General features: G+C 70.4%; 13 protein-coding genes and 1 pseudogene. 7 read left to right on the top strand and 7 right to left on the bottom strand.

What is annotated here, in order from left to right; genetic code table 11:
- Positions 1-3 precede the first annotated feature (3 nt).
- Together ACIOKD_RS40820 and ACIOKD_RS40815 are read right to left on the bottom strand one after the other, a co-directional pair.
- A complete protein-coding gene (locus ACIOKD_RS40820; protein ID WP_402093483.1) occupies positions 4-6582 on the bottom strand; it encodes an SDR family NAD(P)-dependent oxidoreductase in 6579 nt (2192 codons plus the stop codon).
- Positions 6583-6595: 13 nt separating this feature from the next.
- Positions 6596-15235 carry a type I polyketide synthase gene (locus ACIOKD_RS40815; RefSeq protein ID WP_402093482.1) on the bottom strand — a complete coding sequence of 2880 codons (8640 nt, stop codon included), beginning with the start codon at positions 15233-15235 and terminating at the stop codon, positions 6596-6598.
- A 349-nt stretch (positions 15236-15584) separates the two neighbouring features.
- Between ACIOKD_RS40815 and ACIOKD_RS40810 the strand changes: the two genes are divergently transcribed.
- Positions 15585-15860: a DUF5988 family protein gene (locus tag ACIOKD_RS40810; RefSeq protein WP_402093481.1), complete on the top strand. Its 276-nt coding sequence runs from the start codon at positions 15585-15587 to the stop codon at positions 15858-15860.
- Positions 15861-16332: 472 nt separating this feature from the next.
- On the opposite strand, the gene ACIOKD_RS40805 is transcribed toward ACIOKD_RS40810, so the two are convergent.
- Positions 16333-17097: a BTAD domain-containing putative transcriptional regulator gene (locus ACIOKD_RS40805; RefSeq protein ID WP_402093480.1), complete on the bottom strand. Its 765-nt coding sequence runs from the start codon at positions 17095-17097 to the stop codon at positions 16333-16335.
- A gap of 745 nt (positions 17098-17842) precedes the next feature.
- Between ACIOKD_RS40805 and ACIOKD_RS40800 the strand changes: the two genes are divergently transcribed.
- A complete protein-coding gene (locus ACIOKD_RS40800; protein ID WP_402093479.1) occupies positions 17843-17998 on the top strand; it encodes a hypothetical protein in 156 nt (51 codons plus the stop codon).
- A gap of 169 nt (positions 17999-18167) precedes the next feature.
- Complete coding sequence (locus tag ACIOKD_RS40795) at positions 18168-18290, top strand: hypothetical protein (protein WP_402093478.1); 123 nt, start codon at positions 18168-18170, stop codon at positions 18288-18290.
- A gap of 192 nt (positions 18291-18482) precedes the next feature.
- Here the strand turns inward: ACIOKD_RS40795 and ACIOKD_RS40790 are convergent, their stop codons facing one another.
- Positions 18483-18758, bottom strand: coding sequence for an EF-hand domain-containing protein (locus ACIOKD_RS40790; protein WP_402093476.1), 276 nt, complete (start codon positions 18756-18758; stop codon positions 18483-18485).
- A gap of 366 nt (positions 18759-19124) precedes the next feature.
- On the opposite strand from ACIOKD_RS40790, the gene ACIOKD_RS40785 reads away from it, so the two are divergent.
- Positions 19125-19496 (top strand): hypothetical protein, encoded by a 372-nt coding sequence (locus ACIOKD_RS40785; RefSeq protein WP_402093475.1) that lies wholly within the window; start codon positions 19125-19127, stop codon positions 19494-19496.
- A gap of 19 nt (positions 19497-19515) precedes the next feature.
- Here ACIOKD_RS40785 and ACIOKD_RS40780 read toward each other — a convergent pair.
- Positions 19516-20028: pseudogene (locus ACIOKD_RS40780) on the bottom strand (IS5 family transposase); the annotation flags it as partial.
- A 467-nt stretch (positions 20029-20495) separates the two neighbouring features.
- Here ACIOKD_RS40780 and ACIOKD_RS40775 point away from each other — a divergent pair.
- Both ACIOKD_RS40775 and ACIOKD_RS40770 read left to right on the top strand, forming a co-directional pair.
- Positions 20496-21692, top strand: coding sequence for an MFS transporter (locus ACIOKD_RS40775; RefSeq protein ID WP_402093473.1), 1197 nt, complete (start codon positions 20496-20498; stop codon positions 21690-21692).
- A 188-nt stretch (positions 21693-21880) separates the two neighbouring features.
- A complete protein-coding gene (locus ACIOKD_RS40770) occupies positions 21881-22429 on the top strand; it encodes a DUF4262 domain-containing protein (RefSeq protein WP_402093471.1) in 549 nt (182 codons plus the stop codon).
- A gap of 66 nt (positions 22430-22495) precedes the next feature.
- Here ACIOKD_RS40770 and ACIOKD_RS40765 read toward each other — a convergent pair whose 3' ends face one another.
- Entirely contained in the window at positions 22496-22849 is a 354-nt protein-coding gene (locus ACIOKD_RS40765; RefSeq protein WP_402093469.1) for a hypothetical protein, read from the bottom strand.
- Positions 22846-23160, bottom strand: coding sequence for a hypothetical protein (locus ACIOKD_RS40760; protein ID WP_402093467.1), 315 nt, complete (start codon positions 23158-23160; stop codon positions 22846-22848). Before ACIOKD_RS40760 ends, ACIOKD_RS40765 begins: the two co-directional genes overlap by 4 nt.
- A gap of 411 nt (positions 23161-23571) precedes the next feature.
- Between ACIOKD_RS40760 and ACIOKD_RS40755 the strand changes: the two genes are divergently transcribed.
- Positions 23572-24027, top strand: a complete 456-nt coding sequence (locus ACIOKD_RS40755; RefSeq protein WP_402093466.1) for a hypothetical protein — start codon at positions 23572-23574, stop codon at positions 24025-24027.
- The last annotated feature ends 42 nt before the right edge of the window (positions 24028-24069 follow it).

The raw sequence follows: 24069 nt of genomic DNA, 5'->3' as shown, positions 1-24069 counted from the left end.
CTTTCACACATCCAGTTCGTTGTCGATGAAGTCGAAGATCTGACCGGCGTCGGCCGATCGGAGCCGTTCGGCGGCGCTGTCGTCGCCGGACGCCCCGTCGTCGCCGGGCGGCGACGTGGCGTGTCCGGCCTTCCATTTGGCGAGCAGCGTCTCCAGCCGGGAGGTGACCACGTCGGCGTCCAGGTCTCCGTCCTCGACGGCGGCGAGGGTGTTCTCCAGCCGGGCCACCTCGCCCAGCACCGGGTGGGGGGCCGGGGAACGCTCGGGCGGGTGTCCGTTCGACGTCAGCCGTTCCAGCAGATGGGCCGCCAGCAGGCCTGCTTCGGGGAAGTCGAAGACGAGCGCGGCGTGCAGCCGCAGCCCGCTGGCGGCGGCGAGCCGGTTGCGCAGTTCCACGGCGGTCAGCGAGTCGAGGCCCAGGACCTTGAACGACGCGTCGGCGGGCACGGCGCCGGGGTGTGTGTGCCCCAGCACGGTGGCGGCCTGCTCCCGTACCAGGTTGAGGACGGTGCGGTAGCGCTCCTGCGGGGACTGCACGGCGAGCCGGGCCGTCCAGTCGTCCGGTGGCGCAGCGGCGGACGCCGTCGTCCTGCCGGGCCGGGAAGCGGCCGCCGCGAGGGCGCGCAGCGGAGCCGGTACGGCGCTGGGCGGCTGCGCCGCCAGGGTGCGTACGTCGAGAGCGAGGGCGAGCGGTGCGGGAGCGCCGTGGCAGAGGGCGACGTCCAGCATCGCCAGTCCCTCGTCCGTGCCGTTGGCCTTGATGCCGTAGCGGTCGATCCGGGCCAGGTCGGCCTCGGTGAGACCGCCGGTCAGACCACTGGATTCCGCCCACAGGCCCCAGGCCATGGACAGGCCCGGCTGTCCGGCGGCGCGGCGGCGGGCGGCGAGGGCGTCGCAGTACGCGTTGGCCGCCGCGTAGTTCGCCTGCCCCGGGGTGCCCAGGGTGGAGGCGAACGAGGAGCACAGGACGAACATGCCCAGGCGCGTCCCGGCGGTGGCCGCGTGCAGGGCCGCCGCCGCCCCGGCCTTGACGTCCCAGACGCGGGCCAGCCGGTCGGGCGTCTGGGAGGGGAGCAGCGCGTTGTCGAGCACTCCCGCCGCGTGGACCACACCGGTCAGCGGGTGCGCCGGGTCGATGCCCGCGATGACGTCGGCCAGGGCGGCCGGATCGGTGACGTCGGCGGCCACGAGGGTGACCTCGGCGCCCGAGTCGCGCAGCCGATCGGCCAGTTCCCCGGCGCCGGGGGCATCGGGACCGCGGCGGCCGACCAGGAGCAGACGGGTCAGGCCCCAGGCGCGCACCAGGTGTCCGGCCACGGCGGCGCCGATGGTCCCGGTGCCGCCGGTGATGAGTACGGTGCCGTTCGGGTCCACGGCCGGGGGAATCTCCAGCACCAGCTTGCCGGTGTGCTGGGCCCGGCTCATGTCGCGGAGCGCCTCGCGCACCCGGTCCAGCGGCCGTACGCGTACCGGCAGCGGCCGTAGCGCGCCGGCGGCGAACAGCTCCGTCAGCCCGGCCAGAATCTCCTGGATACGGTCCGGTCCCGCGTCGGCGAGGAGGTCGAATGCCCGATAGGCCACGGCGGCCCCCTGCGGCAGGGAGCGGGGATCGCGGACGTCGGTCCTGCCCATCTCGACGAACCGGCCGCCGTCGGCCAGCAGCCGCAGGGAGGCATCGGTGAATTCCCCGGTGAGGCTGTTCAGGACGACGTCCACGCCCCGGCCCCCGGTCGCCTTCCGAAAGGTGTCTTCGAAGGCGAGGTCGCGGGAGGAGGCCCGGTGCGCCGCGTCGATGCCCATCTCGTCCAGGACCCGCTGTTTGCCGGGACCCGCGGTCGCGAAGACCTCGGCTCCCAGATGGCGGGCGATACGGACGGCCGCCGTGCCGACACCCCCGGCCGCCGCGTGCACCAGGACGGATCGCCCGGCGCGCAGTCCGCCGAGTTCGACCAGCCCGTACCAGGCGGTGACGTAGGCGATCGGCGCGGCTGCCGCCTCGGCGAAGTCCCAGCCCTCCGGGATCGGCGCCACGGTCCGCGCGTCGGCCACCGCGACCGGCCCGAAGGCCCCCTCGAACAGGCCCATCACCCGGTCCCCAGGGGCCGGTTCTGTCACTCCGGGCCCGACCTCGGTGACCACTCCCGCGCCCTCGCTGCCCGCGAAGGACGCCTCGCCGGGATACATCCCGAGCGCCAGCAGGACGTCCCGGAAGTTGACCCCGGCGGCGCGCACGTCGATCCGCACCTGCCCGGGCGCCAGTGGTTCCTCCGCCTCCGGGCAGGGGACCACGGTGATGTCCTCCGGCGTGGCACCCGTCGTGCCGAGCCGCCAGGCCCGCTCCCGGGGAGAGGGCACCGGCGCGGCAGGCTCGCCCGCGCGGACCAGACGGGGCACGGTCACCCGGCCCCGGCGTACGGCGATCTGCGGTTCACCGGCCGCGAGGGCCCTGCGCACGCCGGTGAGGTCCGGGACCGCTCCGTCGCCGGTGTCCGCTGTACCGTCGGTGTCCACCAGCGTGAACCGGCCGGGGTTCTCGGTCTGCGCGCTGCGCACCAGGCCCCACACCGCCGCGCCCACCGGGTCCGGCACCTCCTCCGCTTCCGCCGCCACCGCGCCACGGGTGATCAGTACCAGATGGGAATCCGTGAGCCGCGGCTCGCCGAGCCAGCTCTGGAGCAGTCTTAACGCCCCTTGCAGTACGGAGAGTTCGCCGTCCGCGGAGGTGCTGGTGTCCACGGTGGCGACGGCCACGGCGGGCGGGTGGGCGCCGGTATCGAGCGCCGTGATCAGTCCGGCTGCCGAGAGCAGTCGGGCCGGATCGAAGTGGTCCCCGTCCGCGGCCGGCGTCGGCCACGCGTCGTCCGCGTCCTGGGAGGCGGCGCCGTCCGGTGTGGGCAGCTCGGACCAGTCGAGCACGTACAGCCCGTCGACACCGTGTCCGCTCGCCGCCCGCAAGGTCCGTTCCGTGGACGGCCGAAGGACGAGCGAGTCGGCGCTCAGCACCGGCGTGCCCCCGGCGTCGGCCACGAGCACCCGTACGCTCTCGCCGAGCCCCTGCCCGGAGAGGGAGAGCCTGACGCGCACGGTGGTGGCCCCCTCGGCGTGCAGCGCCACCCCGCTCCACGCGAACGGCAGCCACAGCCTCCCCTCCTCCTCCAGTCCACCGGTCAGCAGCAGCGGTTGCACCGCGAGGTCCAGAAGGGCCGGGTGGACGCCGTATCCGCCCGGCGGCCCGGCGGCCTCCGGCAGTGCCACCTCGGCCAGTACGTCTCCGCCGTGCCGCCACACGGCTCGCAGGCCCTGGAAGGCGGGGCCGTACGCGTAACCGGCCCCGGCCGCGCGCTCGTAGAAGTCCCCGATCTCCACCGGCTCGGCCTCCGCCGGTGGCCACACACCGCTCAGATCACCCACCGCGGCGGCAGGCCGGGGACTCAGCAGTCCCTCGGCGTGGCACAGCCAGCCCTGTGTGCCGGCGTCGTCGTCGGGGCGGCTGTAGAGGCGTACTTCACGGTCTCCGTCGTCGCCCGCCGCGTCCACCACGACCTGGATGCGCAGCCTGCCCTTGCGTGGCATCACGACGGGCGCCTGGAGTGTGAGGTCCGCTATCTGTGCGCAGCCTGCCGTGTCGGCCGCGCGCAGGACCCATTCCACGAGCGCGGCGCCCGGCACGATGACCGTGTCCGCGATCCTGTGCTCGGCCAGCCAGGGGCAGCCGCGCGTGGACAGCCGCCCCGTCAGCAGGAGGCCCCCGCTCGCGGCGGGTTCGACCACCGCGCCCAGCAGCGGGTGCCCCGTCGACTCCAGCCCCAGGTCCCCGGCGTCACCACCGGAGGCCTCGGCGGACAGCCAGTAGCGTTGGCGTTGGAAGGCGTAGGTGGGAAGGTCGACCACCGGGGCCGGTCCGGAAGGGAACCACGTCTTCCAGTCGAGCTCCGCCCCGGTCGTGAACGCCTGGCCCAGTGCTCGTGCCAACTGTGCCCGGCCACCATGGTCGCGGCGCAGAGTGGACAACGCGACCGCGTCGACACCGGCCTCCTCGAAACACTCCTGCAGACCGAGAGTCAGGACGGGATGAGGACTGGCCTCGATGAACATCTCGTGCCCGTCACGCAGCAGAGCGTCCACGGCATCGGCGAAACGGACAGGCCGCCGAAGATTGGTGACCCAGTACTCGGTGTCCAGGTCCGTGCCGTCGATACGTCCACCGGTAACGGTCGAGTAGAAGGCGACCGGGGCCGACCGCGGTCGGATGCCCGCCAGGACGGTATGGAGTTCCCCGGTGATCTCATCGATCTGCGGTCCGTGCGAGGCGTAGTCGACGTCGATCAGCCGGGCCCGCAGCCCTTCCGACTTGGCCTGGGCCACCACGGCGGTGACCGCTTCCGGCGGCCCGGACACAACCGTGGACGACGGCCCGTTGACCGCGGCCACCCTCACCCCGGGCCGCCCCTCGCACAACGCCTCAGCCCGTTCCGGCGTGACGCCGAGCGACGCCATCCCGCCCCGGCCCGCCAACTGGCGGAGCGCCTTGCTGCGCAGCGCCACAACCTTCGCGCCGTCCTCCAGCGACAGCACCCCGGCCACACAGGCCGCGGCGATCTCACCCTGACTGTGACCCACCACCGCCGAGGGAACCACACCATGCCCGGCCCACACCGCCGCCAAAGACACCATCACCGCCCACAACACCGGCTGCACCACATCGACCCGAACCAGCTCCGCCCCGTCCCCCCGCAGAACCCCGCTCAACGACCAGTCCACATACGCCGACAGAGCCCGCTCACACTCACCGATCCGCCCCGCGAACACCGGCGAAGAGGCAAGGAGTTCCGCACCCATCCCCACCCACTGCGAACCCTGCCCCGGAAACACCAGCACCGGCCGGCGTTCCTCGGTCCCGGCGACTCCCTGCACCAGCGCCGGATGCGAACGCCCCTCGGCCAGCGCCTCCAGTCCGGACAGCAGTTCCTCGCGCTCCTGGCCCACGACCACCGCGCGGTGCTCGAACAGCGACCGCGCCGACACCAGCGCCCTGCCCACCTCGGCGGGCGGCGCTGCCGACGCCGCAGCGTGGGCGGCGAGGGCCTTCGCCTGGCCGCGCAGCGCCGCATCGCTCCGCGCCGAGACGACCCACGGCACCACCCCCCGCGTCCCCTCACCCGAGGCAGCAACCGCCTCCGACACAGAACCCGGATCCGGCGCCTCCTCCAGAATCAGATGCGCGTTCGTCCCACTGATCCCGAACGACGACACGGCCGCCCTGCGCGGGCGACCGTCGCTCTCCGGCCACTCCACCGATTCGGTCAGCAGGGACACCGCCCCCGACTCCCAATCGACGTGCGGCGACGGCTCATCGATATGGAGCGACGCGGGCAGCACTCCATGCCGCATCGCCATCACCATCTTGATCACACCCGCCACACCCGCGGTCGCGTGGGTGTGCCCGATGTTGGACTTGACCGACCCCAGCCACAGCGGCCGGTCCACCGGCCGGTCCTGGCCGTACGTCGCCAGCAGCGCCCCCGCCTCGATCGGATCGCCGAGCATCGTTCCCGTCCCGTGCGCCTCCACCGCGTCCACGTCCGATGTGGCCAGGCGGGCGTTCGCGAGGGCCTGGCGGATGACGCGTTCCTGCGCGGCGTCGTTGGGCGCGCTCAGACCGTTGCTCGCACCGTCCTGGTTGACCGCCGAGCCACGTACGACCGCCAGCACCCGATGACCGTTGCGCCGCGCGTCCGACAACCGCTCCAACAGCACCAGCCCCACGCCCTCGGAGAATCCGGTGCCGTCGGCCGAGGCGGCGAAGGCCTTGCAGCGGCCGTCGGGCGACAGTCCCCGCATCCGCGAGAACTCGGTGAACATGAACGGGGACGACAGCACGAGGGCCCCGCCGGCCATCGCCAGCGCGCAGTCGCCCTGCCGCAGCGCCTGGACGGCCAGGTGCATCGCCACCAGCGACGACGAGCACGCCGTGTCCACCGTCACCGCCGGCCCTTCGAGGCCGAGGGTGTAGGCGATACGGCCCGACAGGACGCTGGTGAGGCTGCCCGTGGTGGCGTGGCCCTCGAAACCCTCGGGGACCCGGGGCAGCCGGGACAGATAGTCCTCGCTGGAGACCCCCGCGTACACCCCGGTCCTGCTGCCCTTCAGAGAGACGGGGTCGATGTGCGCCCGTTCCAGCAGCTCCCACGCGACCTCCAGCAGCAGCCGCTGCTGCGGGTCCATCGCGAGCGCCTCGCGCGGGCTGATCCCGAAGAATCCCGCGTCGAACGTATCCGCGCCCGTGATGAATCCGCCCTCGCGGACGTAGCTGGTCCAGGGTTGTGCCGGGTCGGGGTCGTAGAGGCTCTCCAGGTCCCAGCCGCGGTTGTCGGGGAACGGGCCGATGACGTCCGCGCCCTCGGCCACCAGCTTCCACAGTGCCTCGGGCGAGTCGGCGTCGCCCGGGAAGCGGCAGGCCATGCCCACCACGGCTACCGGCTCCTGATGGCGCTCCTCCAGCTCACGCAGCCGCTGGCGCGTCTCGTGCAGTTCGGCGGCGACGCGCTTGAGGTAGTCGACCAGCTTCTCTTCATTCGCCATGGCGGGCCACCATTCAGGACACTCCCAGCTCGTTGTCGATGAAGTCGAGAACCTGCTCGGCCGAGGAGGCGGACCGCAGTCTGTCCACCGCTTCCGCTCCGGGCTCCGCGCCGTCCGCCGCCGCGCGGGTCTCCTTCCACTTCGCGAGCAGGTCCTCCAGCCGGGCCGTGATCGCTCCGAAGTCGGCGTCCGCCACATCCTCGGCGGCCACGGCAGCCTCCAGACGCGCCAGTTCGTTCAGCAAGGTGTTGCCGGTGCTCCGCCCGGCCGTCGGCTCGTCCCCGGGCGCGAGTCGGTGGAGCAGGTCGCCCGCGATGCTGTCGGACGTCGGGTGCCGGAAGACATAGGCGGCGGGCAGCCGCAGTCCCGTGGCCGCCGCAAGCCGGTCGCGTAGCTCCACCGAGGTGAGCGAACTGAAGCCGAGCGCCTTGAACGCCGCGCCCGCCGGGACGGCGGCGGGATCCGAGTGGCCCAGCACAGCCGCCGCGTGGCCTCGTACGAGTTCGAGGACGGCACGGTGCCGGTTCTCCGGGGGGAGCCCGGCCAGCCGCGCAGGCCAGTCGGCAGGCCTGCCGGTGCCGCCCGCCGCCGTGCGCCTGCGCCGTTCCCGAGCATCGGCCCGTACGACGTCCGAGTGCGGCGGTGCCGGTACGGTCCTGCTGTCGGCTCCGGTCGCCAGCAGGTGCGGGCCGGTGGGGCGCAGCGCCGCGTCGAGGAGTCCGGACACGAGCGGGTCGGTGGTGTCCCCGCCGGTGCCGGACCACGGGCCCCAGGTGACGGATGTCCCGGGCAGTCCGCGCGCGTGACGGTGAGCGGCGAGCGCGTCGCAGTAGGCGTGTGCGGCGGCGTGGTCGAGCGCGCCCGGCTCCTCCGTCCTGGCGACCGGCTCGGAGAACATCACGAACGAGCGCAGCGGCAGCCCCTCGACGGCCGCCTCCAACCGCGCGGCGACGGTGGCCCTGGCCCGCCAGATCTGCGCGGGCGTGCCCTCGCGTACCCCGGCCGCGTGCACCACCGCGGTCAGCGGGTACTCCTCCGAGCCGAGCCCGGCGATCACCTCGGCCGCCTGGTCCGGGTCGGCGAGGTCGGCCGCGACGATACGGACATGGGCGCCGTGACCTTCGATACGGGCGGTGAGTTCCGCCGCTCCTGGCGCCGCTGGGCCGCGGCGGCTGACCAGCAGCAGACGTGCGGCCCGGCCCGTCCGCGCGAGGTGTTCGGCGACTGCGGCACCCCAGGTTCCGGTGCCGCCGCTGATGAGTACGGTGCCGCCCGTTCCCTCGCCCTCACCTCCGCCTTCGTGGTGTGCGGTGGGCGCTTCGCGGACGTCCGGCACCCACCTGGGCGCCAGTACGCGACCGGATCGTACGACGACCTGTCGTTCGTCGCCCTCCACGGCGGCCCGTACGGCGTCGGCAAGGAGCCCGGTGACCGGGTGGGCTGTCGCGTCCCGGCCGGCCGTCCCGTCCCCTGCTCTCGCGTTGTCTTCCGATTCCGGTTCGAGGTCGAGCAGCTGGAAGCGGCCCGGGTTCGCGGTCTGCACCAGCCGCAGCCGTCCCCAGATCCCGCTCTCCGCCGCGCGGAGGCCCAACGCACCGCCGGGAGCGCCGAACGGCACGGCTCCTCGGGTCACCAGCACCAGCCGCGCCCCGGCCGTCCGTGGCTCGGCCAGCCACGCGCGTACGAGCGCGGAGGCCCGCTCCACCTCCACCAGGCCCGAGCCACTACCGGCGTGCACGTCCGCGACGACGACCGAGGCACCGGTGTCCATGGCGTCCCGTACCATTTCGCCCTCCTGGCCGAGCGGCGCCCACCGTGCCTGCACCGACCCCTCACCGATGACGGAGACCGTGCCGTCCAGGTCTGTGCCGTCCAGGAGCGGCAGAGGGCGCCAAGCCAGGGTGAACAGCCGGTCCTCACCCCGGCGGGCGGCGGCGCGCAACCGGGCGGGGTCGGCGGGACGCAGGGCGAGGGAGCCGACGGTGAGGACCGGGTCGCCCGCGCTGTCGCCGAGCACCACCTTGAGTTCCCGTTGGCCGTCCCCGGTGTCCTGGACTGTCAGCCGGACCCGTACGGCCTTGCTGTCCCTGGCCCACAGGGACACCTCCGACCACGCGAACGGCATCCACAGCCCGTCGTCCGCCCCGCCCTCGGCGGACAGCAGCACGGGGTGCAGCGCGGCGTCCAGCAGGACCGGATGGATACCGAACCCGTCCTCGCCCTCGCCGGTTCCCTCGGGCAGCACCACGTCGGCGAGCACATCGTCGCCATGCCTCCACATGGCCCGCAGCCCTTGGTACGAAGTCCCGTACACGTGCCCGGCCTCGGCCGCCCGCTCGTAGAATCCGTCCAGTTCGACGGGCCGTGCCCCGGCCGGCGGCCAGGCTCCGCCGAGTGCGTCGCCCGGTGCGGGGCCGACCGGCCGGGGCACGGCCAAGCCCTCGCCGTGACAGATCCACTCGCGGTCCGTGTCGTCCACGCCGTCCGCGTCGTGCGCCTCTCGCGAGTCCACCCGCAGTTCACGGGTACCTTCCCGGTCCGGCGGGCCCACGGTCACCCGGATCAGCAGTCCGCCCGTCGCGGGCAGGGTCAGCGGCTCGCGCAGGACCAGTTCTCGCAGTTCGTCGCATCCGGCCTCGTCCGCAGCACGCAGCGCCCACTCCAGCAGTGCCGCGCCGGGCACCGACGCGGTGTCGGCCACCGTGTGCTCGGCGAGCCATCCGCGGGTGCCCGCCCGGATCCGGCCGGTGAGCACCAGTCCACCATCGGCGAGCCGTACGGATCCGGGCAGCAGCGGATGTCCCGTACGCCCGAGCCCGGCGGCGGTCAGCTCTCCCGTGCCGATCCCCGGGTTCAGCCAGTAGCGTTGTCGTTGGAAGGCGTAGGTGGGCAGGTCGGTCGGGTGGGGTGCGGGGTCGGCCGGGTACCAGCGGGTCCAGTCGAGGGTGGCACCGGCGGTGAAGGCCTGGGCGAGCGCGCGTGCCAACTGGGCCGGGCCGCCCTGGTCGTGGCGGAGCGTGGGAACGGTCGCCGCCTCGACGGCGGCGGCCTCGAAGGTCTCCTCCATACCGAGGGTCAGGACGGGGTGCGGACTGGCCTCGATGAAGATCCGGTGCCCGTCCTGCAGCAGGGCGCGGACGGTGTCGGCGAAGCGGACCGGCCGGCGCAGATTACGCACCCAGTACCCGGCATCCAGGTCCCTGCCGTCGATACGTCCACCGGTGACGGTCGAGTAGAAGGCGACTGCCGCCGACCGTGGCTGGATGCCCGCCAGGACGGTACGGAGCTCCTCGCTGATCTCGTCGATCTGCGGTCCGTGCGAGGCGTAGTCCACATCGATCAGCCGGGCCCGCAGGCCCCGTGACTTGGCCTGGGCCACCACGGCGGTGACCGCTTCCGGCGGCCCGGACACAACCGTGGACGACGGCCCGTTGACCGCGGCCACCACCACGTGGGGTGTGTGGGGGCGCAGCAGCCGGGTGGTCTCCTCCTCCCCGGCTCCCACGGAGGCCATGGCCCCGCCGCCGGACAGCCGCCGCAAGGCCTTGCTGCGCAGCGCCACGACCTTCGCGCCGTCCTCCAGCGACAGCACCCCGGCCACACAGGCCGCGGCGATCTCACCCTGACTGTGACCCACCACCGCCGAAGGAACCACACCATGCCCGGCCCACACCGCCGCCAAAGACACCATCACCGCCCACAACACCGGCTGCACCACATCGACCCGAACCAGCTCCGCCCCGTCCCCCCGCAGAACCCCGCTCAACGACCAGTCCACATACGCCGACAGAGCCCGCTCACACTCACCGATCCGCCCCGCGAACACCGGGGACGAGTCGAGGAGTTCCGCACCCATCCCCACCCACTGCGAACCCTGCCCCGGAAACACCAGCACCGGACCCGCCGCGCCGGCACCGACGGCCGTGCCCTGCACCACGCCCGGATGCGGCTCACCCGCCGCCAAAGCCTCCAGACCGGCCACCAGTTCCGCACGGCCCTCACCGATCACCACCGCACGCCGCTCGAACACCGACCGCGTGGTCACGAGGGAGGAGCCGATCCGCGCGGGCGACATCCCGGCCTCGCCCGCGTAGGTGGCGAGGGCCTTCGCCTGGCCGCGCAGCGCCGCATCGCTCCGCCCCGACACGACCCACGGCACCACCCCTGCCGTGCGAACGCCCTCGGACGGCTTCGGCGGCCCGAAGGGCCCCGGATCGCCGGGCGCCTCCTCCAGAATCAGATGCGCGTTCGTCCCACTGATCCCGAACGACGACACAGCCGCCCTCCGCGGGCGCTCATCGCTCTCCGGCCACTCCACCGGCTCAGTCAGCAGGGACACCGCCCCCGACTCCCAGTCCACATGCGGCGACGGCTCATCGATATGCAAGGACGCCGGCAGCACTCCATGCCGCATCGCCATCACCATCTTGATCACACCCGCCACACCCGCCGCCGCCTGGGTATGCCCGATGTTCGACTTCACCGACCCCAGCCACAGCGGCCGGCCCTCGGGCCGATCCTGGCCGTACGTCGCCAGCAACGCCCCCGCCTCGATCGGATCGCCCAGCGTCGTCCCCGTACCATGCGCCTCCACCACATCGACCTGAGCAGGAGTCAACCGAGCACTCGCCAACGCCTGGCGCACGACCCTCTCCTGGGAGGGTCCATGGGGTGCGGTCAGACCGTTGCTGGCGCCGTCCTGGTTGATCGCCGAGCCACGTACGACCGCCAGCACCCGATGACCGTTGCGCCGCGCGTCCGACAACCGCTCCAACAGCACCAGCCCCACACCCTCGGACCACCCGGTGCCATCCGCCGCCGCCGAGAAGGGCTTGCACCGGCCGTCCGCGGCCAGTCCTCCCTGCCGCGCGAACTCGCTGAACATCCCCGGGGTCGCCATGACGGTCGCCCCTCCCGCCAGCGCCAGATCACATTCGCCCCGCCGCAGTGCCTGGCCCGCGAGGTGAAGGGCCACCAGCGACGACGAGCACGCGGTGTCGACCGTCACCGCCGGCCCCTCCAGACCGAAGGTGTAGGCGATACGGCCCGCCGCCACACTCGGTGCCGTTCCGGTCAACAGGTGCCCGTCGAGGTTCTGGACCGGTTCGTGCAGCCGGGGGCCGTAGTCCTGAGCGGTGAGGCCGACGAACACGCCGGTGGGGCTGTGCTCAAGCGCGGTGCCGCTGATGCCGGTCCGCTCGAAAGCCTCCCAGGCGGTCTCCAGCAGCAGCCGCTGCTGCGGGTCCATCGCGAGCGCCTCGCGCGGGCTGATCCCGAAGAATCCCGCGTCGAACGTATCCGCGCCCGTGATGAATCCGCCCTCTCGCGCATAGCTCCGCGCCGGGCCGTGCGGGTCCTGACCGACGGGACCGGACGGTTCCCAGCCCCGACCCTCCGGGAAGGGGCCGACGGCGTCCACGCGGTCCATGACCAGCTTCCACAGCTCTTCCGGTGACGCGGCGGCCCCCGGGTAGCGGCAGCTCATGGCGACCACGGCGAGGGGCTCGTCGGCGGGGTGACCGGCGCCGGGCGTCTGCGCGGCCGTTCGTGGTGTGCCGAGGATGAGGGCACGCATCCGTTCCACGACGGCCAGTGGTGTCGGGTGGTCGAAGGTCAGCGTGGCGGGCAGGGGCAGGCCGGTCGCGGCGCCCAGTCGCTCGCTCAGCTCGGCGGCGCCCAGCGAGTCCATACCGAGCTTCTTGAAGGTCAGCCCCGGCGCGACGGCCTCTGCCGATGTGTGCCCCAGCACCGATGCCGTCACCGTCCGTACGGTGTCCAGCAGGGCTCGGAGCTGTTCCTCCGCTCCCAGCCCGGCCATCCGCCGCGCGTACGGCGGCTCTTCCGGCTTCGTCCCTGTCCCTTCCGGTCGTTCCTCCGGCTGTGCCACGAGGGTCGGCCGGGGCTGCCCCGACTGCTCCGTACCAGGCCAGTCACCAGGCCAGTAGCGCTCCCGCTGGAAGGCGTACGGGGGGAGACCGACCCGCTGCCGGGGCCCGCCGAGCGCACGCTCCCATGCCATTTCGGCGCCGCGTACGTACGCCTGAGCCATGGCGGATACGAAGGTCTCGTTCTCGGGCCGCTCGCGGCGCAGCGCCGCCAGCGCCGTGGGACGCGCCACTGCGGTGTCCGCACGGACGGCAGAGGCGTCCCCGTCTGCGGCAGAGCCGTCCGTACGGGCGGCGAAGCACTCGCGGGCCATGGCGGCGAGCAGCGCGTCGGGGCCGAGTTCGATGAACGTATCGGCGCCCGCGTCACACAGCCGGTGGACGCCGGCCATGAACCGCACCGGCTTTCTGGCGTGTTCGGCCCAGTAGTCCGGGCACGCCAGGGTGACGGCGTCGGCGAACGTGCCGGTCACATTGGACACAAGGGGGATCTGCGGTTCGGTGAAGTCGAGTCCGGCGGCGACTGCCCTCAGCTCGTCGAGCACACCGTCCATGTGCGGTGAGTGGAAGGCGTGGCTGGTGCGCAGAAGGCTGGTCCTGCGGCCGTGGGACCGCCAAGTCCCCACCGCCTCGTGCACGGCATCGCGGTCGCCCGAGATCACTACGGAAAAGGGGCCGTTGACCGCGGCCAGCGTCAGCAGTGCCTCCCGTCCCGCCAGCAGTTCGGCCGCTTCCTCCTCGGTGGCCTGGAGGGCCGCCATGGCACCCGGAGTGGTGACCGACTGCATGAGGCGGCCCCGTGCGGCCACCAGTGCGCAGGCATCGGGCAGCGACAGGGCCCCCGCCACGTGCGCCGCGGCGATCTCTCCGACCGAGTGCCCCATGAGGTGGCTTGCCTGCAGGCCCCACTCCTCGGCCAGCCGGTAGAGGGCGACCTCGATCGCGAACAGGGCGGGCTGGGCGTAGCCGGTCCTGTGGAGGGGTGAGGCGGGGTCGTCCGTGAACACCACCTCGCGCAGGGGCCTGTCCAGATGCGGGTCCAAGTGGGCGAACGCCTCGTCGAGCGCCGAGGCGAACACCGGTTGCAGGGCGTAGAGTTCACGCCCCATACCCGGCCGCTGGCTGCCCTGACCGCTGAAGAGGAGGGCGACGTTCGCGCCGGTCGCCTCTCCTTCGACCACTCCCGCGGTGGACGCGCCCCGCTCCCAGGCCGCGAGCCGCTCCATCACCTGGGAGCGGTCGGCGCCGAGGACCACCGCGCGGTGGCCGAGCGCGGTGCGAGTGGTGGCCAGCGAGTAGGCGATGTCAGCGGGGTCGAGGGACGGCTCGTCCTGCGCATGCGCGCGCAGCCGGGCGGCCTGGGCGAGCAGGGCGGGGCGCCCATGCCCGGACAGGGGCCAGCAGATGAGCGGGGGCGCGGTCGTGTCCCCCTCGCGCGCCACGGGCGGCGGTACGCGGCGGACGGACGGTGCGTCGGAACCGGGCGGCGCCTCGGCGAGCACGACGTGGCAGTTCGTACCGCCCATGCCGAACGAGCTGACTCCGGCGACCTTGCGGCGCTCCTCGTGCGGCCACGCAATCAACTCCCGCTGTACGCGCAGGCCCAGTTCGGTCAGCGGTATGCGCGGGTGGGGGCTGGTGTGGTTGAGGCTCGGCGGGATGAGTCCGTGCGCCATGCTCAGCACGGTCTTGAGCAGGCCGACGGCTCCCGAGGCGCCCTCCAGGTGACCGATGTTGGTTTTGGCCGAGCCGACCAGCAGCGGATCGTCGTCCCGGCGGGCCGCTCCGAGCGCGGCGCCGAGCGCGGCGGCCTCCACGGGGTCGCCGACGGGTGTGCCGGTGCCGTGCAGTTCGACGTACTGCACCTCGGCCGGCGAGATACCGGCGCGGCGGTGGGCCAGCCGTACGACGGCTTCCTGCGCCTCCGCGCTGGGGACCGTCAGCCCGTCGGTGGCGCCGTCGTTGTTGACGGCGCTCGCTTCGATGACGCAGTACACGGGGTCGCCGTCGCGCTGTGCCGCGTGCAGCGGCTTCAGCAGCAGCGCCACGCCGCCCTCGCCGCGTACGAAACCGTTGGCGCGGGCGTCGAAGGTGTAGCAGCGCCCGTCGGGGGAAAGCCCGCCGAATCCGCGGACGACCTCCATGCTGTCCTCACCGAGGATGAGGTTGACACCGCCGGCCAGGGCCTGGTCGCAGTCGCCGTGGCGCAACGCCTCACAGGCCAGGTGCACCGCGGTCAGGGAGGAGGACTGGGCCGCGTCGACGGTCAGGCTCGGTCCGCGCAGACCGAAGGCGTGGGAGACGCGGTTGGCGATGATGCCGCGGTTGAGGCCGGTCATGCTGTGCCGGTTGAGGGCGGTGGGGCCATGGGCGCGGAGGATCGTGGCGTAGTCGTCCCAGATGGCTCCGGCGAACACGCCCGTGCCGCTACCGGCCAGCTGCTGCCGGCGAAGGCCCGCGTCCTCCAGCGCCTCCCAGGCCAGTTCGAGCATGAGCCGCTGCTGAGGGTCCATCGCGAGCGCCTCGCGCGGGCTGATCCCGAAGAATCCCGCGTCGAACAGGTCGACGTGGCGCAGGAATCCGCCACGCCAGTCGTAGTCGAGATCCGGCCGACCGGTGACCGGTGCCGCGGGAGGCGTCCTGCGGTTCTCGGGCATCGGGGTGATCGCGTTCCGACCGTCCCTGAGCAGTCTCCAAAAGGCCGACGGGTCGTCTGCGTGCGGTAGCCGACAGGCCAGACCAACGACCGCGATGGATGTCCCTGCCATCACACCTCACGCCAAAGTAGAACGAACGGCTGCTGCCCTCGCCGACCATCGTCGGCGGCAGGTCTAAAGCTGGTTCTAAAGCGGCACCAAAAAAGCGTGGCGGACGGGCCGGTGATGCTTCCAAAACCGTACGGAAGCGGGTAGACCAATATCAGGAGGCCCTCGTCACGGGCTTCGACAGTGCGGGAGGCAGGCACTGTTGACACCCGTGGGACACTGCCGGCTAAAGACAGGGGTGCGTACACTCCCCCGCTTTGCGGGCCGAGCACTCGCGTCGGTGCCGAAGAGAGCAATCGGCCTCATTGCCGCACCATAGGGGCCCGGCTGCCGCACAGCGTTTCGCCATGGAATGCTCATTGCCATTCAATGGACAAACAGCCCTCGGAGGTACAGCATGACAGAAGAATCGACTCCGTCACATGACGGGGAAATGATCGATGCCCTCCTTCAGGGCGCCCCCGAAGGAATGCCGACCTCAGTCCGTGCGGGACGCTCCGCGGTGGCCGACCGGAAGCTCAAAATTCCGCACTACGGCGGATACGAACATTTCGAACTCGTCGAAAATCCCGCCGAGAATTCACAGGCCGTCTTCCGGTGGACCATGCGGACCCGGATAGCCGAATAGGAGTGAGCATGCGCCTACGGCTGTGCGCCAGGTGATCGAGGACCTGGCGCACGGCCGATTCCTGTGCCGCGTGAAGGAGCGATGAAATCGCGTGCCGACGCGGTGGGATTACGCATTTGGCCCATGGGACACGAGTGAACCGCGCGACGCGGCGCCGGCGACGTCCGGCTCCTTCCGAAACCGCCACTTCCACTCCGCCGGTACTCCTGCCGCTGCGATCCGGCAGCCGCGAAGAGGGCGCCGGCGGGCCCTCCCGACGCAGCCCACGGTCAGAGCCGACGCCCCGGGAGCGGATGGCGGGAACGCACCGAACTCCTGGCGCAGGAAGACATAGGGGGTTGGTACGCCGCTCACCGCGCCGGCACCCGGCCCACCTCCATGGACCGTGGTCGGCAGGTCGGCAGGTCGGCAGGTCGGCAGGTCGGCGGTCCAGGGATGTCCGGAGTCACGGGATCTCCGAAGTCACGGCTGGTCAGAGCTGTGATGCGAAGTCGGGAAGCGCCAAGCGCTGGTCGGCCGCCAGAATCGCTCGCTGCATCTCCTGGAGCGCCTGCCCGGGCTCCAGCCCCAGTTCCTCGTTGAGCGTCCGCCGGGCCCGCTGATAGACACGCAGGGCGTCGGCCCGACGGTCACTGCGGTGGAGCGCCAGCATGAGCTGACGGTAGAACGCCTCCCGCAGCGGATGCTCCGTGCTGAGCCAGTAGAGATCGCTGATGAGTTCGCGGTGCCGACCCAGCGCCAGCCGGGCGTACATCACCATCTCCTTGCATTCCAGACAGGACTCGTTCAGCCAGGTCTGGAGGCCCTGGAGAATCGGCCCCTGGGATGCTCCGCCCAGCAGTGGGCCACGGTAGAGGTTGAGCGCTTTCTCAAAGCTTTGCGTCGCGGACTCGTAATCTTTCGCCCGGAAAAATCCCCTTCCTTCTTTCATCAATTGCTCGAAGTTGCGAAAATCCAGACCGTCGGACCCTAAGAGCAACATGTAGCCCGGGGGCCTTGTAAGAACCGGGCTCTCTGCTTCATCGGGCCGTTTCAGGAATTTACGAATCTGGGATACGTACACATGAAGTGCCGCGATAACGCGTCGCGGCGGCTCTTCTCCCCAGATCTCTCTTATCAGCTGGTCGACCGTGACCACTTGATTGGCACGGACCAGCAGCACCGCGAGGAGCACCTCGATCTTACGAGCCTTGATGGTCGAGTTTTTCTGGTCGTCAATGACGCGAAGTGGTCCCATGATCTCATACCGCACCCGTTAGCCCCCGTCGCCCAGAAGTTACATGCATTCCTTGATGCCACGTCTGAAGCACATTCCTGAGGCAGCACAGTTCAATCTGGGGCACCTCGGAACAACGACCAACCATAAAGATGTGGACTCACATGGTCAACAACCTATATCGGTCGGACACGGCGACGTCGGCAAGTCCGACTTGACAGAACACTTGACCTCGGGTTTTTACCAACTGCATGTAATTATTTCAGATTCAAGCAGTGCCAGATGCAGCCAATACGGCGGAGTAAGTTGGCTGAAAACCGCACACCCGCCGACATACACAATGTCCGGCTTCAACCGGAAACCCGTATTCCGGTTCATAATTTACAGGATCTGCACACGTTCGGCTCCGATCTTTCGTGCCGGCCGACCGATGGACAGGTCGGCTGCCCGGCTGTCGCGTCGGGTGGGCACCGGGTTCCAGGGTTCCAGGGTTCCAGGGTTCCAGAATTCCGATCGGGGTGGTGCCGCGCGCAGGGACAGCAGGTGGTTGATCAGCCGGGGCCCGGGAGAGCGTCAGGACCGCGGCGCACCCGACTCCCACCAGAGCGTCGAGTTGGCTCCGGAGATGTGGCCGGGCGGTACCGCCACGTTGACCGTCGCCACGAAGCGACCGGCCAACGTGCCTTGCAGCGGCAGTCGCTGTGCCCGTACTGCAAACTCGCCCTCGTTGCGACCGTTACTTGCATACGTGGAAGCGCAACATCACGTGGAAGCGCAACATGGTGCCCCCGCCCGACCGGACGTCACTGAGCGGCTCCAGGTCGATCCGGTCGCCTACCAGGACGGCGAGTGGAACCTGGAGGACCAGGCGGAGGAGCTGACACAGGGCATCGCCGACCGCGTCCGCGCCGAGGACCACTGAAATTGGTGACCGCATCCGGCTGGACCGGACTCCGTCACATACAAGAAGGGAGCAGACAGCGCGCAAATCCCTGTCGGGTCCGTTCGTCGCCTTGACGGCTGTGCTCGCGGTAGCACCGCTCACATCCACCCGGCCAGACCCCAGACCCCAGACCGCCGCTTGCTACGGCATGCCGCCCGAGATTCGCATAACGGGTCCCTGGGCACCGGCCCTCAACGACGGCCTCACCCGCGCCCGGGCCGACGCAGCCAGCCTGCTGACGGAGGAAGCGCTGGCGCGGCTGTGGTTCTGACGGGCCGAAGCCTGGAGCAGCGCCGGCCGGCTTCGCGGAGTTCACGGGCGGCGACGGCACACCTCCGGCAGCCCGTATCGGAGGGGGCCATGACGGACGACTCACCGCTGAAGGCCGTACAGCCACTCGGCCGCGGGCTGGTAGTACGTACGTGGAGCAGGAACGGGCCTGGAAGCCAACCCGGCAATGACATCAGGCGGCGAAACGGCCGCAGAGCAGGTTGCCCGGTTCGCCGGGATCATCGCTGATCCAGAACTGGCGCCACAGCAGCGCGAACTCCTCGCGGCCGAGGTAGCCGTCACCGCTCAGGTCGAGCGACTCGAAGACGCCCGCCATATTCACGGACCGCCCGTTCCAGGTCTCGACGAGGTGGCGGTGCTCCTCCGGTGAGATACGGCCGTCGCCGTCGGGGTCCCCGGCTGCCAGCAGCGCCTCGACCCGCGCGCGCAGTTCCGTCCCTGCGCCCACACCCGGCAGGTCGCTCCAGCGTGCGACGAGCGCCCTGAAACCCCCTGCGCAGACGGCCGTCGCCGTCCGCGTCGAAGGCAGTGAACATCTCCTTGAGCTTGCGCGCCTGAAACGCACTGGCCATGAGCAGCCTCCCCAGCCCGAAATCGAACCCGACCCATCGAAAGTCATACGAAGCGGTCGACGGCAGCGACGGTAGGGCGGAACGCGGCACCAGCCCCACGGGCACATGTGCCGAACGCTCTCCCGCCCCGCCACCCGTCGGCCCCGCCCACGCCTCCGACGTCGTCGACTGAGTACACCGACCCGAGTGGGCTGAGTAGGTCGTCCGATGCCCTGCCGCGCGGCGGCTGCTGGACTGTCGTCATGACCAAGGACATGCCGCCTGCCCGCCCCCTGCGCTCCGCGACCCGCACCGCTGCCACCACCGGTTCGGCGCTCGCGGTCGTCATCGTCCCCCTGGTGGTCGGCGCCCTCGCCTCGCGGGCCATCGGGGGTGACCCGATGGCGTCGGTCAACGCCATGATCACGGGTGGAGGAGAACGCGCCCGGCTCTCCCGCAGCCAACTCCGCGGCTACCGCGGCCGCGCACTCACGACAGCGCGGCACGCGTGGGACCGCTCTTCCCGGTTGACCGGTGGAAAGCCGCTCCGGGGCACTCTCACCGAGGCGGGCCACCGCATCGGACGCACGCGCAAGGCTCTGCCGCGCCATGGGACACCGGGCGCGGCGAACTAAGGCCTGTGTGACGTTGTGATCAGCCGGTTGCCTTCAGAAGATCGTTGATCCAGATCATTAAGGCGCGGAGGTGGAGGCCGGCGAGGTAGCTCTCGGGTGTCTTGTCGTATCGAGTTGCGATGCCCCGCCAGGCCTTCAGTTTGTTGATCAGGCGCTCGACGGTGTTCCGTTCCTTGTAGAGATCGGCGTCGTGACCTGTGGGCCGGCCGCCCCGGCTGCCTTTCCTCTTCCGGTTGGCAGCCTGGTCCTTCTTCTCCGGGATGACTACCTTGATGTTGCGTTTGCGCAGGTAGGAGCGGTTGGCGCGGGATGAGTAGGCCTTGTCCGCGGCGACAGCGTCGGGCCGGGTCCGGGGACGGCCGACCGGCAGACGGACCCGCACTTTCCGCAGCACGGGAACGAACTGCGGGCTGTCGGCGGCCTGTCCTGCGGTCAGGACGAGCGACAACGGACGGCACTTGCGGTCCGCTGCGAGATGGACCTTGCTCGTCAGCCCACCACGGGACCTGCCGAGCAGGGCTTCCTGCAGGCGGAAACAGCACCGCTATGAGGTCACCGCGCCGCACCGCGGTCCCAGATGACGGTACGTCCCCGTGACAGAACCCCGGTAATCGTCCTTACGGAATGTATGCCAGGACCGAGTAGCGACAGCGTCTGTCGGTCCGTGGCGACGCCACCCGGTCTTATCGGGCAGGGGTTCCGACTTTTTCGCCTTGCCCAGACCCGAGCCAGGGGCCGCACGGGCCGCACGGGCCGCACGGGCCGCAAGCTGACGATCACAACGGGGCCCGTCCTCTATTCGATTCTGCGCGCCGTTCCTCTACGCTCAAGGAGGTCATCAACTACCACATGACATCTGCCCGGTGATGGAGTCGGCGTGGAGTGCGCGTCCCCGCTCCACGCCGCCACTGGACGGCTTCAGGCGCAGCCACGGGTCGGCACATCCGGACGCCGACGACCCCGCTGGCACGTCCCGCCGGGCGGCGAAAGGGATGCGCCGTGCCTTCGGCTTCGGCGAACTACCTCACTGTGCTGCGCACTCCGGGTGCCGCGGCCTTCTTCGTTCCTGCCGCTGTCGGGCGTCTGGGCATCGCCATGACGGGAATCGGCATCATCTGGCTGGTGCACGCACGCACTGGGTCCTATGCCGCCGCGGGTCTCGTCACCGGCGGGTTCGCTGTCGCGGATGCCATCGCCGGGCCCCAGATCGGGCGCCTTGTCGACCGGTTCGGGCAGTCGCGGGTGCTTCCCTGGGCGCTGGGCGCACACGCGGGGGCCGTGACGCTGTTGCTCACCGACGCCGTTCCGGACCTCGTCGCCGGTGTGTTCATCGGGGCAACGCTGCCCCAGCTCAGTGCCCTGTCCGCCGCTCGCTGGTCCGCCCTGATGTCCGGCGAGCGCGCTGTCGCGCTGCCCATCGCCTTCGCCCTGGAGGCCCTCGCCAATGGCGTGTCCTTCATGGCCGGCCCGGCCCTGGTGAGCGTCCTGGGTGCGGCCGGCCGGCCGGGCGCCGGGGTGCTGCTCGCCGCCTCGTTCGTCGTCGGCGGCGGGCTCGTCCTCGCCGCCCAGCGCCGCACAACGCCGCCCCTCACCGGCCGCGCCGAACGCAGGCACGCCGGACGAGCCCTGCTCCGCTCCGCATTCCTGCGGCAGGTCGCGCTCGGCCTCGCGCTCGGGGTGTTCTTCGGCGCGATGCAGGTGTCCGTCACCGCATACGCCGTCGGACGCGGCACACCGGACGTGGCAGCGCTGCTCTACGTCGCTTTCAACTGCACCAATCTGGTGGGTGGCTGGGTCTACGGAGCATGGCGTCACGGCGACTCACCCCGGCGCCACCAGGCCGCAGCCGCAACCTGCCTCGCCCTCGCAAGCCTCCCGCTGACCTTCCTCGACGCGCCCCTCACGATCGGCGTCACCCTCGCCCTGGCCGGACTCGCTGTCCCGGTACTACTGATCCTCACTTCCGTTCTCATCCAGTCGTCGGTCCCGCGTGCCGTCCTCACCCAGGCGTTCACCTGGGGCAACTCCGCAAGCGCCGCAGGGTCAGCAGCCGCCGCTGGAATTGCGGGACACGTGGTCGACACGGGCGGCGCATACAACGGCTTCGGCGTAGCGGCGGGGGCCGCGGCGGCGATGACGGTCCTGGCGCTCGGCGGCCTGCGGGACTCATCAGCAAACAAGGACGAACGCCCCTGACACGGACCCGGAGGACGACCACCATCAGGACACCGAGGAAGGAGCCGGGCACCCCCAAGCGGTGTCAAAACTCGGTTCTGGCGGGGATCTCGTAGAGTCGTCGCGGAGGGTGACAATGTCGTCTGATTGAAAGTGTGGTCACGAACCCCGGCTGCCCGACTCAAACGCTCACCTCGTAACCTCCGCGCATGACCGATGATCCGTTTCAGTGCCGCTGCATCCTCTGCCATGACTATGGTGACCGAGACAAAGCGGACCACGCGGATCTGACGATCATCGAGAACGTGCAGCAGCACGGATGGCACGTCGTTATGGTTCCCGAGGACGACATCGGTCCTGGATTCGCCTACACGATCGGCCTCTCGCACACTCACGGCGCACCTGAACTTGCCATGTTCGGGCTCGATATCCACGCCATGCACCGCATGCTCAACAAACTCGGGGCGAAGTCAGCCGCGGGTGCTGTACTGGCTGATGGCCAGAGGCACTGCAACGTAGCCGACGGCCACCAAGTCGCGCTCAGGCAAGTCGATCTGCGCTGGTACCGGACGTTCTTCGGGCAGGCCATCGGGTTCCACCGGCGGCCTCCCTTTCCCGTATTGCAAGTTGCGTGGCCCGACGCGGATGACCGCTTGCACTGGGAAGAACAGGTGGAAGAGAGGCATCGGCAGTCGCAGCCTCAGTTGTGGCTGCGTCCGAGTGAGCACCCTGTCGGGGTTTGGACGACCGACCTCTGACCTTGAACGTGCTGACCAGCGAGAGGTTAACTCCGTCGCGAGACTTTACTGGAGCAAAATCATTCTTCAGAGTAGTTCGGATTCGGCTCGACCGTAGAGCTGTCTCTTGCTTTTTTTGATGCGGTTCACGGCACCCTCGAAGCTGCCGAAACTCCAGTCCAGGGTGAGCCCTGCGGTCACGGCGTCGAGATCCCAGAGCGGGTGCAGCGCGAAGCCGGTGAGACCGGGCGGTTGACTGCCATAGACGGCGTCGATCCAAGTAGGGGGCTTGGCGCCGAGGCACCCGCTGAGTATCTCGCCGAAGCCGCGGACGCGTCCGGCGGCCGAGTCCAATTCGGGACAGCGGGCCAGAACGTCTTGCAGGCCGGTGCGGTCCTCCTTGGTCAGGGCGGAGGGGTGACGGGTGAGCCAGCCGGTCACCTGCCGCACCGTCGGTGGCCGTGGCTGTGCCCCGGGAGGAGCCCGCGCATAGTGGCGATGTGGGCGCGGACCGTGGCGTAGGTGACGGGAACGTGCCCGGCTACCAGCTCGCTGTGCAGTCGGGTAACGCTGATGCGTCCCTCCTCGGACCGCCGCTCCAGGTAGGGCTTGTAGGGGTGGGTCCAGCCTGCTGGACCAGGGCCGGTTCTCGCGGCAGCCCCGGCCGCGCGGCCTCTCGCGACCGCCTCGACATCCACATCGTCGATGCCGTCGAACACCAGCGAGTCCCAGAACGGTGCATCGGTCCGCATGACCAGCATCACCACCATTCACAGCCGACCACTGCATCGACTGCTAGGCACCTGAAGGAGCGACACTTTCAGCTGTCAGGCGACAAGGCGTACCCCGCCTCACACGAGCCAGTCCCTCGCGCTCGAACATCGAGGTAACGCTCCGCGACGGCCCCCCAAGACCTGTGCCAGAACACAAAACGCACCGACATGCCCCACAGCACGGAACGGGAACCGCTGCCAGGACTCATCGAGGTGCGGTGTTCTGTTCCAGGCTCTAGTCGCCTTCACACGGTCGCGTACGCAGGGTGACTGTCTGCGTACGCCCGTGTCCACGCAAGGCGGTGCAGCCCTCGGCCTCGGTGGCCGCGACGAGACTGCTCGGCGTAATCAGGAGGCGACACAGGCGGTGGGTGCGGAATCCTTCACAGGGTGATCACGATGCAGCCCGTCCTGGAGATATACGCACCTGACGGCTTCGACCTCTGGCCTGTTACTGACATCGAACCGTTCGGCTTCCTGCCTCTCAGCGGGGAGCTTTCGCCCGCTGAGGTAGGGACGGTGGTGATGTGCATCGCCGACTACAACGATGTCGACTCCGATGGCGACCACGCACCGCAGCCGGCCAGCGCACTCGGCTCTTTCTTGCACGGACTGCTCAGACTTGCGGACGACATCGTCGCGCCCGGCGGTCTGCGAGTCATTGACACCTCCACCAGTGTCACCTTCCGGCCCGGCTGCTGTGACGGGCTGGAGAGCTGGCGCGACTGGCATCGGTTCGTCGATGACGGCAACCTGCCTGGATTCGGCCACGATCCCGTGTCACCCGTTGCGGTGAGGTTCCCCCGCTGCGCGAGAGATGCTGATCAGCTGGTCAGGAGGGGTTGACGGGTGTTCAGGTTCGTTGGTTCGGCCGTCGCCCGCTCGGCG

The organism is Streptomyces sp. NPDC087844, from assembly GCF_044742785.1.
Lineage (GTDB): Bacteria > Actinomycetota > Actinomycetes > Streptomycetales > Streptomycetaceae > Streptomyces.
The sequence above is the reverse complement of the archived record's forward strand: the minus strand, read 5'-3'. Positions and strand labels throughout refer to the sequence as shown.